The sequence below is a fragment of the Pseudomonas extremorientalis genome (assembly GCF_001870465.1).
GTDB classification, from domain to species: Bacteria; Pseudomonadota; Gammaproteobacteria; order Pseudomonadales; family Pseudomonadaceae; genus Aquipseudomonas; species Aquipseudomonas extremorientalis.
This window is the reverse complement of record NZ_MDGK01000015.1, coordinates 450,825-466,751: the sequence shown is the minus strand read 5'-3', so window position 1 is coordinate 466,751 and position 15,927 is coordinate 450,825. Positions and strand designations below refer to the sequence as shown.

16 protein-coding genes are annotated in these 15,927 nt (G+C 62.1%); 6 read left to right on the top strand and 10 right to left on the bottom strand.

Going from position 1 to position 15,927, the window contains the following annotated elements:
- Positions 1-3: 3 nt before the first annotated feature.
- From pcaG to pcaR, 7 genes are all read right to left on the bottom strand, one after another.
- Positions 4-570 carry a protocatechuate 3,4-dioxygenase subunit alpha gene (gene pcaG, locus BFN10_RS05890; protein ID WP_071488870.1) on the bottom strand — a complete coding sequence of 189 codons (567 nt, stop codon included), beginning with the start codon at positions 568-570 and terminating at the stop codon, positions 4-6.
- Position 571: 1 nt separating this feature from the next.
- On the bottom strand, positions 572-1,276 hold the full coding sequence (gene pcaH, locus BFN10_RS05885) for a protocatechuate 3,4-dioxygenase subunit beta (RefSeq protein WP_071488869.1): 705 nt from the start codon (positions 1,274-1,276) through the stop codon (positions 572-574).
- A gap of 17 nt (positions 1,277-1,293) precedes the next feature.
- Positions 1,294-2,496, bottom strand: a complete 1,203-nt coding sequence (gene pcaF / locus BFN10_RS05880) for a 3-oxoadipyl-CoA thiolase (RefSeq protein WP_173668616.1) — start codon at positions 2,494-2,496, stop codon at positions 1,294-1,296.
- Positions 2,493-3,272: a CoA-transferase subunit beta gene (locus BFN10_RS05875; RefSeq protein WP_071488867.1), complete on the bottom strand. Its 780-nt coding sequence runs from the start codon at positions 3,270-3,272 to the stop codon at positions 2,493-2,495. Before BFN10_RS05875 ends, pcaF begins: the two co-directional genes overlap by 4 nt.
- Positions 3,272-4,129 carry a CoA transferase subunit A gene (locus BFN10_RS05870; RefSeq protein WP_010212331.1) on the bottom strand — a complete coding sequence of 286 codons (858 nt, stop codon included), beginning with the start codon at positions 4,127-4,129 and terminating at the stop codon, positions 3,272-3,274. Before BFN10_RS05870 ends, BFN10_RS05875 begins: the two co-directional genes overlap by 1 nt.
- A 193-nt stretch (positions 4,130-4,322) precedes the next feature.
- On the bottom strand, positions 4,323-5,663 hold the full coding sequence (gene pcaK / locus BFN10_RS05865) for a 4-hydroxybenzoate transporter PcaK (protein ID WP_071488866.1): 1,341 nt from the start codon (positions 5,661-5,663) through the stop codon (positions 4,323-4,325).
- A 144-nt stretch (positions 5,664-5,807) separates the two neighbouring features.
- Positions 5,808-6,650, bottom strand: a complete 843-nt coding sequence (gene pcaR / locus BFN10_RS05860) for a pca regulon transcriptional regulator PcaR (RefSeq protein ID WP_071488865.1) — start codon at positions 6,648-6,650, stop codon at positions 5,808-5,810.
- A gap of 559 nt (positions 6,651-7,209) precedes the next feature.
- On the opposite strand from pcaR, the gene BFN10_RS05855 reads away from it, so the two are divergent.
- Positions 7,210-7,410 (top strand): hypothetical protein, encoded by a 201-nt coding sequence (locus tag BFN10_RS05855; RefSeq protein ID WP_071488864.1) that lies wholly within the window; start codon positions 7,210-7,212, stop codon positions 7,408-7,410.
- 314 nt (positions 7,411-7,724) lie between these two features.
- Positions 7,725-9,200, top strand: coding sequence for an inorganic phosphate transporter (locus BFN10_RS05850; protein ID WP_071488863.1), 1,476 nt, complete (start codon positions 7,725-7,727; stop codon positions 9,198-9,200).
- A 140-nt stretch (positions 9,201-9,340) separates the two neighbouring features.
- Here BFN10_RS05850 and ccoM read toward each other — a convergent pair whose 3' ends face one another.
- Positions 9,341-9,457: a cytochrome c oxidase subunit CcoM gene (gene ccoM / locus BFN10_RS29870; protein ID WP_010212341.1), complete on the bottom strand. Its 117-nt coding sequence runs from the start codon at positions 9,455-9,457 to the stop codon at positions 9,341-9,343.
- A gap of 143 nt (positions 9,458-9,600) precedes the next feature.
- Complete coding sequence (locus BFN10_RS29405; RefSeq protein ID WP_092241264.1) at positions 9,601-9,762, bottom strand: hypothetical protein; 162 nt, start codon at positions 9,760-9,762, stop codon at positions 9,601-9,603.
- 130 nt (positions 9,763-9,892) lie between these two features.
- Here BFN10_RS29405 and BFN10_RS05845 point away from each other — a divergent pair, with 130 nt between their 5' ends.
- The 3 genes from BFN10_RS05845 to BFN10_RS05835 all read left to right on the top strand — a co-directional run bounded on the left by BFN10_RS05845 (position 9,893) and on the right by BFN10_RS05835 (position 12,498).
- Positions 9,893-10,759, top strand: a complete 867-nt coding sequence (locus tag BFN10_RS05845; RefSeq protein WP_071488862.1) for a LysR substrate-binding domain-containing protein — start codon at positions 9,893-9,895, stop codon at positions 10,757-10,759.
- Between the two features lie 90 nt (positions 10,760-10,849).
- A complete protein-coding gene (locus BFN10_RS05840) occupies positions 10,850-11,320 on the top strand; it encodes a RidA family protein (protein ID WP_071488861.1) in 471 nt (156 codons plus the stop codon).
- A complete protein-coding gene (locus tag BFN10_RS05835) occupies positions 11,317-12,498 on the top strand; it encodes an aminotransferase class V-fold PLP-dependent enzyme (protein ID WP_071488860.1) in 1,182 nt (393 codons plus the stop codon). The genes BFN10_RS05840 and BFN10_RS05835 overlap by 4 nt, the downstream gene beginning before the upstream one ends.
- On the opposite strand, the gene BFN10_RS05830 is transcribed toward BFN10_RS05835, so the two are convergent.
- A complete protein-coding gene (locus BFN10_RS05830; RefSeq protein WP_071488859.1) occupies positions 12,495-12,836 on the bottom strand; it encodes an aspartate-semialdehyde dehydrogenase in 342 nt (113 codons plus the stop codon). The genes BFN10_RS05835 and BFN10_RS05830 overlap by 4 nt on opposite strands.
- Positions 12,837-13,055: 219 nt before the next feature.
- Between BFN10_RS05830 and rapA the strand changes: the two genes are divergently transcribed.
- A complete protein-coding gene (rapA, locus tag BFN10_RS05825) occupies positions 13,056-15,902 on the top strand; it encodes an RNA polymerase-associated protein RapA (RefSeq protein ID WP_071488858.1) in 2,847 nt (948 codons plus the stop codon).
- The last annotated feature ends 25 nt before the right edge of the window (positions 15,903-15,927 follow it).

The window sequence follows — 15,927 nt, the reverse complement described above, 5'->3', positions numbered from 1 at the left end:
CACTCAATAATCGAAGAACACCGTTTCCTTTTCCGTCCCCTGCAGAATCACATTCCACTGATACACCCCCGCCGCATCCTGCCGGGCGATCAAGGTACTGCGACGCTCTGCTGGCACACACGCCAGCAACGGGTCCTCCCCATTCAGCGCCTCGCCCTCGAAATAAATCCGCGTGAGCAAGTGCTTCACCAACCCACGGGCAAACACCAGCACCACCAGGTGCGGCGCCTGGGTGGTGCCCTTCAGTCCCGGTACGGCGCCCGGCTTGATGGTGGTAAAGCGGAACCGCCCTTCGGCATCCACCGGCACCCGGCCGAACCCTTCGAAGTTCGGGTCCAGTGCCTTGTCCTGCTCATCTTCCGGGTGATCGTACTTGCCGGCGGCATTGGCCTGCCAGACTTCGAGCATGGCGTCGTTGACGACATCACCATTGCCATCCACCACCTGCCCGCTGATCGCCACGCGCTCGCCAAGGGTGGCAGCCACGGTGAGGTCTTCGCGGTTCAGCCAGGTCAGGCCGATGTGGTAATACGGCCCGACGGTGTGGGACGTGGTCGCATTGAGTGTCATCTCATTTCTCCATCGGCGTGGCGTCGCGGCCGCGCAGGACGATGTCCCAGCGGTAGCCGAGGGCATAGGAAGGAATGGTTTTTTCCAGGTCGAAACGGGCGATCAAGCGTTCCTTGGCCGAAGTGTCCGGTACGCAGTTGTAGATCGGGTCGTACTCCAGCAGCGGGTCGCCGGGGAAGTACATCTGCGTGACCAGTCGCGTCAGCACGCTCGGGCCGAACAGCGAAAAGTGGATATGCGCCGGGCGCCACGCGTTGTGGTGGTTGCCCCAGGGGTACGCGCCGGGCTTGATGGTCTGGAACTGGTACCAGCCATCGGCGTCGGTGACGGTGCGGCCGGTGCCGGTGAAGTTCGGGTCCAGCGGCGCGTCGTGCAAGTCGCGCTTGTGGTTGTAGCGGCCGGCGGCGTTGGCTTGCCAGATCTCTACAAGGATGCCCGGCACCGGCAGGCCGTTTTCGTCGAGCACGCGGCCGTGAATGATGATGCGTTCGCCTTGGGGCTCGCCTTCATGCTGGGCGGTGAGGTCGTTGTCCTTCGGGTTGACCCGCTCGGCGCCGATGGTCGGGCCGGTGATTTCCGACAAGGAATGGGGCAGGAACACCAAAGGCTGCGACGGCGAACGCAGGTTCGTCGACTGGTAGGCCGGGTGCAGGTAATCCGGTTGAGTGCCCGCTTGCGGGCGCCGGTATCCGGGCTTGTCACTCATGGAGCAATCCTCTCTTGTTAGATGCGTTCAATCGCCAGGGCCAGGCCTTGGCCGACGCCCACGCACATGGTCGCCAGGCCTTTGCGGCCGCCGTTTTTTTCAAGCTGATGCAGCGCCGTCAGCACCAGCCGCGCGCCGCTCATGCCCAGCGGATGGCCAAGGGCAATGGCGCCGCCGTTCGGGTTGACCTGGGGTGCGTCGTCGGCAATGCCCAGCTCACGCAAGACGGCCAGGCCTTGGCTGGCGAAGGCCTCGTTGAGTTCGATCACGTCAAAGTCGGTGACGGCCAAGCCAAGGCGCTCGACCAGTTTGCGCACGGCCGGCACCGGGCCGATGCCCATCACCCGTGGCGCGACACCAGCGCTGGCCATGCCCAATACGCGAGCGCGAGCGGTCAGGCCATGTTTCTTGACCGCTTCGGCGGAAGCCAGGATCAGCGCCGCCGCACCGTCATTCACACCCGATGCATTGCCGGCGGTAACCGTTTTGTCCGGACCATTGACTGGCTTGAGTTTGGCCAGGGCTTCCAGGGTGGTGTCCCGTGGATGCTCGTCCTGCTCTACCACGGTTTCGCCTTTTTTATGGGCGACCCGCACTGGCACGATTTCTTCGGCGAAGAAACCGGCGGCTTGCGCGGCGGCAGTGCGTTGCTGGCTGCGCAGGGCAAAGGCGTCCTGGTCGGCACGGGAGACCTTGTAATCGTCGGCGACGTTATCGGCGGTCTGTGGCATCGCATCCACGCCGTACTGCTCTTTCATCAACGGGTTGATAAAACGCCAGCCGATGGTGGTGTCTTCCAGCTTCATGTTGCGCGAGAACGCCGCGTCGGCCTTACCCATCACGAACGGCGCGCGGGACATCGACTCGACGCCGCCGGCAATCGCCAGCTCCATTTCGCCGCTGGCAATCGCACGGAAAGCGGTGCCAATCGCGTCCATCCCCGAGGCGCACAAACGGTTGAGGGTCACGCCCGGAATGCTTTCCGGCAAGCCCGCCAGCAACAGCGCCATGCGCGCCACGTTGCGGTTGTCTTCACCGGCCTGGTTGGCGCAGCCGAGGAAGACCTCATCGACTGCCGTCCAATCCACCGACGGGTTGCGCTCGATCAAGGCCTTGATCGGCAGCGCCGCCAGGTCATCAGCCCGCACGGTGGACAGGCCACCGCCAAAACGGCCGATGGGGGTACGAATGGCGTCACAGATAAATACATCGCGCATCAGGCTTCTCCCGGTGCTTGGCCATGGGCGGCCGCGGTGCGTGCTTCAAGGTCACGCAGGGCGGTCAGCTCTACATCAGTGGGTTCGGCGGTGGTGTCGACCTGCTCGGCAAACCGAATCGCCCAACCGGTGGCGGCCACCACTTGCTCGCTGGTCACGCCCGGATGCAGCGCGGTGACTACGAACTCATTTGTACCGGCTTCCGGCTCCATGATGCACAGGTCGGTAATGATCCCTACAGGCCCTGCGCCCGGCAGGCCCAGGCGCTTGCGCGAGTCGCCGCCTTCGCCGTGGCCGACCGAGGTGATGAAGTCCAGCTGGTCGACAAACGAACGCGCCGACTGCTTGAGGATGATCAGCACGCTCTTGGCCGAACCGGCGATCTCCGGCGCGCCACCGGCACCCGGCAGGCGCACTTTGGGCTGGTGGTAGTCACCCACCACGGTGGTGTTGATGTTGCCGAAGCGGTCGACCTGGGCGGCACCGAGGAAGCCCACGTCGATGCGCCCGCCCTGCAGCCAGTAGCGGAAGATCTCGCCGGTCGGTACCACGGTGTCGGCGGTTTCCGCCAGTTCGCCATCACCGATGGACAGTGGCAGTACCGATGGCTTGGCGCCAATCGGGCCGGACTCGTAGATCAGCACCACATCTGGCGACGACGTCAGTCGCGCCAGGTTGGCCGCCTTGGACGGCAAGCCGATGCCAACGAAGCACACGGAGCCGTTCTTGAGGCGGCGCGCGGCGGCAACGGTCATCATTTCATTGGTCGAGTAAGCCATTACTTGGCCTCCTGCGCGGTGGCCAGCTTGGCCTGGAATTCGGTGAAATCGGCGGTGCCGTGGATGTATTCGTTGATCCAAGCGGTAAAGGTCCCGCGGTCGCGGGCGATCGGGTCCCACGCCTGGTAGAAGCGGTTATCGCGCTCGTTGTAACCATGAGCGTAGGACGGGTGCGCGCCACCAGGTACATGGCACACCGCCGTCAGGGCCCAGGTCGGCAAGACGCAGCTGTTCATCGGTGCATTCAGGTCATCGACGATTTCTTCGACGGTGACGATGCAGCGCTTGGCCGCCAGGGCCGCTTCCTTCTGCACACCGAGGATGCCCCACAGCAGCACATTGCCCTTGCGGTCGGCTTTTTGCGCGTGGATCACGGTGACGTCCGGTCGCACCGACGGCACCGCCGCCAGCACTTCGCCGGTGAATGGGCAGGTCACGGTCTTGATCAGCGGGTTGACCTTGGGCAGGTCGGAACCGGCGTAGGCACGCAACACCGCAAATGGCAGGCCCGACGCACCGGCGACGTAGGCATTGGCCAGGTCGGCGTGGCTGTGTTCTTCGATTTCCAGCGGTTGCGGCCATTGCTTCTCGACCGCGTCGCGCAAGCGATGCAGGGAACCCACGCCGGGGTTGCCGCCCCAGGAGAAAATCAACTTGCGGGCACAGCCGGCGCCGATCAACTGGTCGTAGATCAGGTCAGGCGTCATACGCACCAGCGTCAGGTCTTTCTTGCCCTGACGAATGATTTCATGACCCGCTGCCGTAGGGATCAGATGGGTAAAGCCTTCGAGGGCGACGGTGTCGCCGTCGTTCACAAATTGCTTCACCGCGTCACGCAGCGCGAGGATTTCAGCCATGGGGTTCGGGCTCCCGGTGTGGATCGAAAAAGGCGCTGAGGTGGCGCCGAAGTGCTTGAAGATTAAGCCGGGGAAATGGGCCAAACAATCCGATAATCGACTCAGCGTTCGATTATCGAACGGATTGTTGCTTGGCTAAGCATTAGGCAAAACTCGATAACTGTGGGAGTGGGCTTGCCCCCTCCCACAGGCCTCAGGTGGCGTCGGCATGGCTGACCATGCCTTTGATCACCACGGCCGTGGTGGCCAATGCGGCGGGGATCACCAGAGCGGTGAGCACTTGCTCGAAGTTCCAGCCCAGGCCCAGCAAGGTCGCGCCCATCCACGCGCCGAGGATCGCGCCGAAACGGCCGATGCCGAGCATCCACGACACACCCGTGGCACGGCCTTGAGTGGGGTAGAAACGTGCGGCCAGGGACGGCATCGCCGATTGCGCACCGTTGACACACATCCCGGCAATCAGCACCAGGGTCGCCAGTAAGGTGATATTGCCCAGGCTCTGCCCTACCGCGTAGGCAAACACCCCGGCCAGCAGGTAGAACGTGCCGATGACCTTGTGTGGATTGAACCGGTCCATCGCCCAGCCCACGCCCACCGCGCTCAACACACCACCGAACTGGAACAACGCGCCGATAAACGCGGCCTGCTCCATGCTCGCGCCGCTGTCGCGCATCAGGGTCGGCAGCCAACTGGTGAGCAGGTACACGATCACCAGGCCCATGAAGTAGGTGAGCCACAGCAACAACGTACCGGCGCTGTAGGTGCCGGAGAAGATCACCGCAAACACGTTGCGTGCCTTGACGGTTTTTTGCTCGGGCACACTGAAATTGCTGGCTTGGGCGACGATGTTCGGCTCAATGGGCGACAAGGTTTTGCGCACCTTGTCCGTACCCCGATTGCGCACCACCAGGTAGCGCGCCGATTCCGGCAGCCATACCAGCAACACCAGCGCCAGGATCAACGGCAGGATGCCGCCGATCAGCAGCAGGCTGTGCCAACCGAACGCCGGGATCAGCTTGGCCGAGATAAACCCGCCACCGGCCATGCCCAGGTTGAAGCCACAGAACATGCTGGTCACCAGCAACGACTTGTGGCGCTCAGGGGTGTATTCGGACAGCAGCGTGGTGGCATTCGGCATGCCGGCGCCCAGGCCGAGCCCGGTCAGGAAGCGCAGCACCAGCAGTTGATCGACGTTGCTGCTGTAGGCCGACGCCAGGCTGAACGCACCAAACACCAGCACCGCGCCTACCAGCACCACTTTGCGCCCGAAGCGATCCGCCAGTGGGCCGGAGCCGAGTGCGCCGAAGACCATGCCGATCAACGCGGCGCTCATCACCGGACCGAGGCTGGCGCGGTCGATGCCCCAATCCTGGGACAGCGCCGGCGCGATAAAGCCCATGGCGGCAGTGTCGAGGCCATCGAGGAAAACAATCAGGAAACACAGGATCACCACGCGCCACTGGTAACGGGACAGTGGCTGGGTGTTGATGAAGGACTGCACGTCCAAGGAAGTACCGACAGAGGGCTGATTCATTGTTTTTATTTCCACACCGATGGCGGGCTGACGACCTTGGGTCGTCGTTATTATTGAGCGCTCCCTGGAGCGCTGTCGCACAGTAATAAGCCAGGGAAAACAGCGCAATCGACCCAACCGGGATCTGTGCGGTCACCGAACAGCTTAGGCAAACAGCTGCGCACTCAACTCGCGGCTGGCACTGAGCATGCTCGGCAGGAAGCGCTGTTCCAGCTCGCTGCGGCTGACACGGCCGGCGTGGGTGCTGACGTTCAGCGCAGCCAGCACCTGGCCCGAGGCGTCATACACCGGCACCGCGATCGAGCGCAGGCCCTGCTCCAGTTCCTGGTCGACAATGCACCAGCCTTGCTGACGCACCTGTTGCAGGCAGTCGAACAGCGCGGCGGGCGTGGTCAGGGTGCGGCTGGTCTTGGTCTGCAGGTCGGCGTGGTCGAGGTAATCCTGCAGCGAGGCGTCATCCAGCGCCGCGAGCAAGATGCGGCCCATGGAGGTGCAGTAGGCCGGCAGCCGTCCGCCCACCGACAGGTCCACCGAAATCAGGCGCTGGGTGGTGGCCGAACGGGCGATGTAGAGAATGTCGTCGCCTTCGAGGGTCGCCATGTTGCAGGCTTCGTGGAGTTGCTCGCTCATGCGGTCCAGATAAGGCTGGGCCGACACCGCCAGTGGTGTGGAGGACAGGTAGGCATGGCCCAGGGTCAGGACTTTGGGCAACAGCGAATAGGTACGCCCATCGGTAGTGGCGTAGCCGAGCTTGATCAAGGTGTGCAGGCAACGGCGCACGGCGGCGCGGGGGATTTCGGTGCGGTGGCTGATCTGGGCGATGGTGAGGTGGCGCTTGCGCTCCTGGAACGCCTGCACCACGGCCAGGCCACGGGCCAGGGAGGTCATGAAGTCCGGATCACCGGTAAACGCCTGGATACGCTTGGCCGGGGACGCAACGATCGGCGGCGCCACTGACGCGAAAGAGTTGCGCAATTGATCGTTCATGTCGGGATCCTTTGTCTTATTGTCAACCGCAGGGGAGGATTGGCCACTATTACAAGCTGCGTCAGCCGAGATGTACAAGGCAGGGCCGACAACATTGTGCGATTATCGGACGACCATTCGATTATCGCAATTTGCTCGCAACCTCCCCCTTCACCCACGGCGGATTGAAAAAAAACCAGAGGCCTCTTATTAACGTTTGAAGTTTGGATGGATTCATGACACCCGAATGTGTGCAATAACCAATAGGCGCGTGTAACAAAACACTCATACAAAGTTGACGGTTTTTAACTTTATACCGATAGTGTTATTCAAATGCGCCGCTATAATGCACCCTGTGTACTGGTCCACCCGGTTTCATTATCGGCAAAGGAGCTGGGCACATGATGCACAGGCCGTGCATCGTCGATAGCAACTATCTGCCTTGAATGACGGCACTAGCAGTGTTCACCCATGTCTGTTTCAAACTTGAACGCTATGGCGGTTCGACTTGAAACACCCTGAGGGCGCATTCCGGCATAACGCTGCAACGTATTGACACTCAACTTAATTAGGTAACGATGTGACGAAAGATGAACTGCGCGCGGAACTTGAGCGCCAGGAGAAACGTTACAAGGACGTTTACGGCGGGGAAGTCACCACCTACGCCGCCCAGCCTGAACCTGAACGCAAACCATGGCGCAAGCGCGCCAGCCTGCTTGACCAGGCATTTGCACAGGAAATCCAAAAGATTGAACAGGAACTCAAAACCGAAGAGCCCTAGGCGATTCGGTTCGAGCCTCAAGGTTTTGGCCCAGGTTGATGGCGCTTAGCCATCACCCAGAAATCTTGCACCCTAACAAGAACGGTAAAATTTCATACAAATGTTTCAGTCGTGACGTTTTTGTGACAATCCCCCGCTTCTGGCGCCCTCTGCCATATAAATCAAAGACTTGCCCAAGCCCCGAAAACCCTGGGATGCGCGCCTTTTTCGGGATTTTTTTCAGGGAAGATTGATACCGATGAGCAGCTAGTGCATCGATTACTGAGGTTTTCTGGCATAATCGCGCCCCCTTACGACCGGGTCAGAAAACCTTCATGATCGATTTATTCAGCGGACTGGATGCTTGGGTTCTCGTGAGCCTATTGCTCGCCCTGGCCTTTGTCCTCGCCTTCGAGTTCATCAATGGCTTTCATGACACCGCTAACGCGGTGGCCACAGTCATCTATACCAAAGCCATGCCGCCGCACCTGGCCGTGTTCTTCTCCGGGGTGTTCAACTTCCTCGGCGTATTGCTCGGTGGTGTCGGTGTCGCCTACGCCATCGTGCACTTGCTGCCGGTGGAGTTGCTGATCAATGTGAACACCGGCCATGGCCTGGCGATGGTCTTCTCTTTATTGGCGGCAGCGATCACCTGGAACCTGGGCACCTGGTACTTCGGTATCCCGGCCTCCAGCTCCCACACCTTGATCGGCTCGATCCTCGGGGTCGGCCTGGCCAATGCCCTGATCAACGACATTCCCCTGGCTGACGGTGTGAACTGGCAGAAAGCCGTGGATATCGGCGCTTCGCTGGTGTTCTCGCCGATGGCCGGCTTCCTGGTTGCAGCCCTGGTGCTGATCGGCCTGAAGTGGTGGCGTCCGCTGTCCAAGATGCACAAGACCCCGGACCAGCGCCGCAAGCTCGATGACAAGAAACACCCGCCGTTCTGGAACCGCCTGGTGCTGGTGATTTCCGCCATGGCCGTGAGTTTCGTGCACGGCTCCAACGACGGCCAGAAGGGTATCGGCCTGATCATGCTGGTGCTGATCGGTATCGTGCCGGCGCAGTTCGTGCTCGACCTGGGCAGCACCACCTACCAGATCGAACGGACCCGCGACGCCACCGTGCATTTGAGCCAGTTCTACCAGCGTAACAACGCCACGCTCGGCGAGTTCCTGGCCCTGGGCAAAAGCGTGCAGAACGACCTGCCAGGCAAGTTCCAGTGCAATCCACAGCAGACCGAGCCGACCATCAACGCGCTGGTCGACACACTCAAAGGCGTGTCCGACTATCACGCGCTGACGGCGGACCAGCGTATTGAAGTGCGCCGCTACCTGCTCTGCCTGGACGACACCGCGAAGAAAGTCGGCAAGCTGCCAGGCCTGGATGCCCGTGAGAAATCCGACCTCGACAAACTGCGCAAAGACCTGACCGCCACTACCGAATACGCCCCGTTCTGGGTGATCCTTGCCGTCGCACTGGCCTTGGGCCTGGGCACCATGGTGGGCTGGAAGCGTGTGGTACTGACCATCGGCGAGAAGATCGGCAAGCAAGGCATGACCTATGCCCAGGGCATGTCGGCACAGATCACCACCGCGACCATGATTGGCTTTGCCAACATCTTCGCGTTGCCGGTGTCGACTACCCACGTGCTGTCGTCGGGCGTGGCCGGCACCATGGTCGCCAACAAAAGCGGCCTGCAGGGCGGCACCGTGAGGACCATCCTGATGGCCTGGGTACTGACCCTGCCGGCAACCGTGGCCCTGTCGGCCGGGTTGTTCTGGTTGGCTTCCAAGGCGCTGGGCAGCTGATAAGCCGCCTGCGATAAAAAAGGTGCGATCCGCGAGGGTCGCACCTTTTTTTATGATCACTATTGCGTTAATTCAGGCGCAAAAAAAAGGGCGACCGAAGTCGCCCAAAATGCCTTGCGTGCTCATGTAACCTGGAAAAACTATGGTTTTTTCCGCTTGTTCGCGTCTTTCCAGATAAAAATTCCAAACCCTACAAAAAACATCACCATCAGGCTTACCGTCAGCACTCCGGCGAACACCACATTATCGATAAACATGACCGGCCTCCTGCGCTTGCCCTGTTGCGATAGGGCTAAGTTAATGGAGAAGGCGGATTGGAAAATTGACGGGGATCAATGTCGCCCGCGACGGGGCGTAAAGAAGGGCAATAACTGACCTGCATCAATGGATGCAGGTACTTTCAACGCTTTTTTGGCTTGTTCTTCGATTTCTTTTTAACTTTGCCGAGTGGCATTGCCTGTTCAAATGCCTGGCGGACTTCATTCAGGCGTTTGTCATTGAGGTCGTGAACGCGCTTGGCGCGCTCGGCATTCAGGTCGATCAGCTTGTCGTCTTCACTCATGGCTTGGCTTACGTCGTGGAGGGAATGGCCCAATAATGCGGCCTCCCCCGCTCAACGGCAAATCAGCGGGCGACAAAAGGCAGGTCATCGCACAAAATCGCTGTTTTCCCGAACCAGGAGATTCACCCAGGTGGCACTGCACAAGGACCTTCCGCCGCTGCTGGCGCTGCGCGCCTTCGAAGCCGTGGCGCGGCACTTGAGTTTTATCAAGGCCGCCAGCGAGTTGTCAGTGACCCAGAGCGCGCTGAGCCATCAGGTGCAAAAGCTTGAGCAGCACCTGGGCAAACCCTTGTTTATCCGACGCACCCGTGCGATCGATCTGACCACCGACGGCCAACAGTACTACGACGAAATCCGCCCAGCCCTCGATGCCATCGCCGCCGCCACACGCGCCCAGCGGGTCACCCCCAGCGCCACCGTGCTGCGCATCGGCTTGCTGGCCTCCTTTGCGACCCTGTGGCTGGCGCCCCGCCTGGCAGGCTTCCTCAATCGCTACCCACATATCCAGGTGGAATTGTTGCCGGCCATTCAATTGGCAGACGTGGCAGGTGCCGAGGTCGACCTGGCCATCCGTTATGGCAAAGGCGACTGGCCCGACGTGCAGGCCACGCGACTGATGCCGGAAATCATCTCGCCGGTGTGCAGCCCGACGTTCAAGGCAACGCAAGACAGCCCATTGCTGATGGCCACTTCGCACCGCCCCTTTGAATGGACCGACTGGTCCGAGCACTATCAGGTCGACCTCGGTCACCACCCCCGCGTAATGCTGCACGACTACAACATCGTGGTCGAAGCCGCCGTGGCCGGCCAGGGCATCGCCATGGGCCGTCATCGCCTGATCGAGCGCAGGCTGCAGGACGGCAGCCTGGTGGAAGCCTTCGATTGGCCGCCCTATCACAGCGACATCGGCTACTGGTTGATCGCACCTCAAGGCACCACCAACGAAGCCGCCGCGTGTTTCAGCCAATGGCTGAGGGAAGCCTGCACCGATACGTGAGTTTTTTCGATACATCGCGTGAGATCTATCCGTTTGTCGCGCCTTGATACAGCCAACATGCTGAAGCCTCCCGACCCAAGAGGATTCATCATGAGCGACTCCCTCCGCCAACGCGTGCAAGCCCTTGGCCTCACGCTGCCAACCCCCAGCCAGCCGATCGCCAACTACATCAACCACGTGGTCAGCCAGAATCACCTGTTCGTCTCCGGGCAAATCCCACTGGTGGATGGTAAACCCGCCTATGTGGGCCGGTTGGGCGAGTCCCTCAGCGATGCAGAAGGTGCACAAGCAGCGGAACTCGCTGCGCTGGGCCTGCTGGGGCAGTTGAGCAATGCCCTTGGCGATGACCTGTCGCGCCTGGTGCGCACCGTGCGCCTGGGAGTATTCATCGCCAGCAGCGGCGACTTCACGCAACAGAGCGTGGTGGCCAACGGTGCCTCCAACCTGCTGGTCAATGCGCTTGGCGAAAAAGGCCGACATGTGCGCACCGCCGTCGGCGTGTCCAGCCTGCCGGCCGGTGTGGCCGTGGAGGTTGATGCGATTTTCGAGCTGCACCCATGAGCCCGCTTGAAGTCCAGCACCTGCGGGATGACACGCCCGGCTGCCAGTCCGGCATCGTGCACTTCAACCATGCCGGCGCCTCGCTGCCCAGCCAGGCAACCCTCGACGCGATCTTCGAACAACTGCAACGGGAGGCTCGCGACGGCCCGATGGAAGCCGGCGAACATGGCGCCGTGCTGGTGGAAAGAGCCCGCCGCGCCGCCGCACAACTGCTCAACGCTCCCGCCTCATCCATCGCGTTTGCCAGCAGTGGTTCGACCGCCTGGAGCCTGGCGTTCCAGGCCCTGGGACCCTGGCAACCCGGCGACCGCATTCTGGTAGGCCGTCACGAATGGGGCGGCAACCTGGCCAGCATGGAACTGGCGGTGCAAGCGGGTGCCCGCGTGGAAGTCATCCCCTGCGATGCAAGCGGCGCGGTCTGCCCGGTGGCGTTGGAGTCGATGCTCGATGCCAGGGTGAAGCTGATCGACCTTACGTGGCTCCCGGCCAACGGCGGCCTGATCAACCCCGCCCAGGCCATCGGTGACCTGGCCAGGCGTCACGCCATCCCCTACTTCATCGACGCCGGCCAGGCCGTCGGCCAGGTGCCGGTGGACGTACAAGCATTGCAGTGCGATGTGCTCAAGTCCGCCGGAAGAAAGCATCTGCGCGGTCCACGCGGGACGGCGCTGTTGTATGTGCGGCCGGATTTCCTCGGGCGCCTGAACCCGGCCCAACGCGATGTGTTTTCGGCGCCCTGGACCGCCCAGGGTTTCGACCTGCGCAATGACGCACGGCGCTTTGAAACCAGCGAGGCATCCTTCGCCTTGCTGGCCGGGCTGGGCAATGCGCTGCAGGAGATGAATCGGCTGGGCATCGAGCGCGCCTGGGAGAGGGTTTCGCAGACCAGCGCGCAAATCCGTGAAGCGTTGCGTGGGATTGCGGGCGTTACCCTGCATGACCTGGGCACTTGCCAATCCGGCTTGATCGCCTTCAACCTCGCCGGCTGGGATGCCTTTGAACTCAAGCGGCGCCTGGGCTTGAAACGCATCAATATCGGCGCCAACGGCGTGGCCTACACCCCGCTGGATATGCAGGCGCGTGGCCTGGAGAGCGTGGCGCGGATCTCGGTGAGCCCGCTCAACAACGAGCATGATATCGAGCTGCTGATAGCGGCTCTGCGCGAGTTGCGCGACTAAACCTCGACGTCCACCCAAAGGCCCTGGCGCGGTGCATCTTCGATCAGCGGCGCCACTGGCACGGTGTTGTCGGCATTCAACAAATCGCCCGGAATGGCCAGGTGCTGCTCCGGGTCTTCATCGGCTTCACGCCGGCGTCTCTGCTGTCCCTGCTGGCGGCGCTGTTCTTCGCGCAGCAAAAAGGTCGACGTCTCGGCATCGCCTTTTTTCAGGTCGATGGTGCTCTCGTTGGAGCCCGGCTGGACGGGCACCACGGGCGGGATGTCCGGCTTCTGGCGCACCGGATCGAGTTGTGACGTGACCGGCACAACGCTGACGGGCAGCATGGGTGGAAGCATAGTGATGATTCTCCTGATCAACAGGCTGTCGGCGGGTTGCAGGGTGACTTGAGCACAGGCTCGCCAACCTGTGACCCAGTCGACACTCCCAAGTGCCCGCCACCCGTCGATTCGGTTTCCGGCCCCCCACGCAAACGGAGTAGTTTTTGTCAGAGTCCTTGGGCGTGGGGGCTTGTTCCGTTAAGATAGTCGGCTTTTTCACGGCGGGAGTCAGGCAGCATGGCGCAGCAGTATCAACCGGGGCAACGCTGGATTAGTGACAGCGAAGCAGAGCTGGGGTTAGGCACCGTTCTGGCACAGGACGGGCGCTTGTTGACCGTGCTCTATCCGGCCACTGGCGACACTCGTCAGTATGCGCTACGGAATGCGCCCCTCACCCGCGTGAGGTTCTCGCCGGGCGACAGCATCACCCATTTCGAAGGCTGGAAAATGACCGTGCAGGAAGTCGACGACGTCGACGGCCTGCTGGTGTACCACGGCCTCAATGGGCAGAACGAGCAGGTCACCCTGCCGGAAACCCAACTCTCCAACTTCATCCAGTTCCGCCTGGCCAGCGACCGTCTGTTCGCCGGGCAGATCGACCCGCTGGCCTGGTTCTCGCTGCGCTATCACACCCTGGAACACACCAGCCGCCAGTTGCAGTCCTCGTTGTGGGGCCTGGGTGGCGTGCGTGCGCAGCCTATCGCGCACCAACTGCACATCGCCCGTGAAGTCGCCGACCGTATCGCGCCACGGGTCTTGCTGGCGGACGAAGTGGGCCTGGGCAAGACCATCGAAGCCGGCCTGGTGATCCATCGCCAACTGTTGTCGGGCCGCGCCAACCGCGTGTTGATCCTGGTTCCGGAAAACCTGCAGCACCAATGGCTGGTGGAAATGCGCCGCCGTTTCAACCTGCAGGTGGCGCTGTTCGACGAAGAACGTTTTATCGAAAGCGATGCCACCAACCCGTTCGAAGACACCCAGCTTGCGTTGGTCGCCCTGGAGTGGCTGGTCGACGACGAGAAGGCCCAGGACGCGCTATTTGCCGCCGGTTGGGACCTGCTGGTGGTCGACGAAGCCCACCACCTGGTGTGGCATGAAGACAAGGCCAGCCCCGAGTACGCGCTGGTCGAGCAACTGGCCGAAGTGATTCCCGGCGTGCTGCTGCTCACCGCCACCCCGGAGCAATTGGGCCAGGACAGCCACTTCGCGCGCCTGCGCCTGCTCGACCCGAACCGCTTCCATGACCTCGCCGCCTTCCGCGCCGAGAGCGAGAACTATCGCCCGGTGGCCGAAGCCGTGCAGGAGCTGCTGGACAAGGGTCGCCTGTCCCCTGCCGCACACAAGACCATCCAGGGTTTCCTCGGCGACGAAGGTGAAGCCCTGCTCACCGCCGTCAACGATGGCGATACCGAAGCCAGCGCCCGCCTGGTGCGTGAGCTGCTCGACCGCCACGGCACCGGCCGTGTGCTGTTCCGCAACACCCGCGCCGCCGTGCAGGGTTTCCCGGAGCGCAAGCTGCACGCCTACCCGCTGCCGAACCCGGACGAATACCTGGAGCTGCCGCTGGGCGAACACGCCGAGCTGTACCCCGAAGTCAGCTTCCAGGCGCAGCCGGACGTCGAAGAAGAAAACCGCTGGTGGCGCTTCGACCCTCGGGTCGAATGGCTGATCGACCAGCTGAAAATGCTCAAGCGCACCAAGGTCCTGGTGATCTGCGCCCACGCCGAAACTGCCATGGACCTGGAAGACGCCCTGCGCGTACGCTCCGGCATTCCGGCCACGGTGTTCCACGAGGGCATGAACATCCTCGAGCGTGACCGCGCCGCCGCCTACTTCGCCGATGAAGAGTTTGGCGCCCAGGTGTTGATCTGCTCGGAAATCGGCAGTGAAGGCCGCAACTTCCAGTTCTCCCACCACCTGGTGCTGTTCGACCTGCCGTCCCACCCCGACCTGCTGGAACAGCGCATCGGCCGCCTGGACCGGATCGGCCAGAAGCACGTGATCGAACTGCACGTGCCGTACCTGGAAACCAGCCCGCAAGAGCGCCTGTTCCAGTGGTACCACGAAGCGCTGAACGCGTTCCTCAACACCTGCCCGACCGGCAACGCCTTGCAGCATCAGTTCGGCCCGCGCCTGCTGCCGCTGCTGGAAAACGCCGACGACGGCGAGTGGCAAGCCCTGATCGACGAGGCCCGTGCCGAGCGCGAGCGCCTGGAAGAAGAGCTGCACACCGGTCGCGACCGCCTGCTGGAACTCAATTCCGGCGGCGCAGGTGAAGGTGATGCCCTGGTCGAAGACATCCTCGAGCAAGACGACCAGTTCGCCCTGCCGATCTACATGGAAACCCTGTTCGACGCGTTCGGTATCGACAGCGAAGACCATTCGGAAAACGCACTGATCCTCAAGCCCAGCGAAAAAATGCTCGACGCCAGCTTCCCCCTGGGCGACGACGAAGGGGTGACCATCACCTACGACCGTAACCAGGCGCTGTCCCGTGAAGATATGCAGTTCATCACCTGGGAACACCCGATGGTGCAGGGCGGCATGGACCTGGTGCTGTCCGGCTCCATGGGCAACACCGCCGTGGCACTGATCAAGAACAAGGCGCTCAAGCCGGGCACCGTGTTGCTGGAACTGCTCTACGTCAGCGAAGTGGTTGCCCCGCGCTCCCTGCAACTGGGCCGTTACCTGCCGCCGGCCGCCCTGCGCTGCCTGTTGGATGCGAACGGCAACGACCTGTCCAGCCGCGTGTCGTTCGAAACCCTCAACGACCAGTTGGAAAGCGTGCCACGCGCCAGCGCCAACAAGTTCGTGCAGGCCCAGCGCGATCAACTCACGCCACGGATCAACGCCGGTGAAGAGAAGATCACCCCGCGCCACGCCGAGCGTGTGGCCGAGGCCAAGCGCCGCCTGGCGGCGGACACCGACGAAGAGCTGGCGCGCCTGACGGCGTTGCAAGCGGTCAACCCGACCGTGCGTGACAGTGAGCTGGTGGCCCTGCGCAATCAGCGCGAGCAAGGTTTGGCCATGCTGGACAAGGCGGCGCTGCGGTTGGAAGCGATTCGGGTGTTGGTGGCGGGTTGATCACCGCCCTGCCCTGTTAAATGAA

Excerpts from the sequence above, each read along its gene's own strand:
- pcaG (WP_071488870.1), bottom strand. The coding sequence starts at position 570 with ATGACACTCAATGCGACCACGTCCCACACCGTCGGGCCGTATTACCAC.
- pcaH (WP_071488869.1), bottom strand. The coding sequence starts at position 1,276 with ATGAGTGACAAGCCCGGATACCGGCGCCCGCAAGCGGGCACTCAACCG.
- BFN10_RS05875 (WP_071488867.1), bottom strand. The coding sequence starts at position 3,272 with ATGGCTTACTCGACCAATGAAATGATGACCGTTGCCGCCGCGCGCCGC.
- BFN10_RS05870 (WP_010212331.1), bottom strand. The coding sequence starts at position 4,129 with ATGGCTGAAATCCTCGCGCTGCGTGACGCGGTGAAGCAATTTGTGAAC.
- pcaK (WP_071488866.1), bottom strand. The coding sequence starts at position 5,663 with ATGAATCAGCCCTCTGTCGGTACTTCCTTGGACGTGCAGTCCTTCATC.
- pcaR (WP_071488865.1), bottom strand. The coding sequence starts at position 6,650 with ATGAACGATCAATTGCGCAACTCTTTCGCGTCAGTGGCGCCGCCGATC.
- BFN10_RS05850 (WP_071488863.1), top strand. The coding sequence starts at position 7,725 with ATGATCGATTTATTCAGCGGACTGGATGCTTGGGTTCTCGTGAGCCTA.
- ccoM (WP_010212341.1), bottom strand. The coding sequence starts at position 9,457 with ATGTTTATCGATAATGTGGTGTTCGCCGGAGTGCTGACGGTAAGCCTG.
- BFN10_RS29405 (WP_092241264.1), bottom strand. The coding sequence starts at position 9,762 with ATGAGTGAAGACGACAAGCTGATCGACCTGAATGCCGAGCGCGCCAAG.
- BFN10_RS05840 (WP_071488861.1), top strand. The coding sequence starts at position 10,850 with ATGAGCGACTCCCTCCGCCAACGCGTGCAAGCCCTTGGCCTCACGCTG.
- BFN10_RS05835 (WP_071488860.1), top strand. The coding sequence starts at position 11,317 with ATGAGCCCGCTTGAAGTCCAGCACCTGCGGGATGACACGCCCGGCTGC.
- BFN10_RS05830 (WP_071488859.1), bottom strand. The coding sequence starts at position 12,836 with ATGCTTCCACCCATGCTGCCCGTCAGCGTTGTGCCGGTCACGTCACAA.
- rapA (WP_071488858.1), top strand. The coding sequence starts at position 13,056 with ATGGCGCAGCAGTATCAACCGGGGCAACGCTGGATTAGTGACAGCGAA.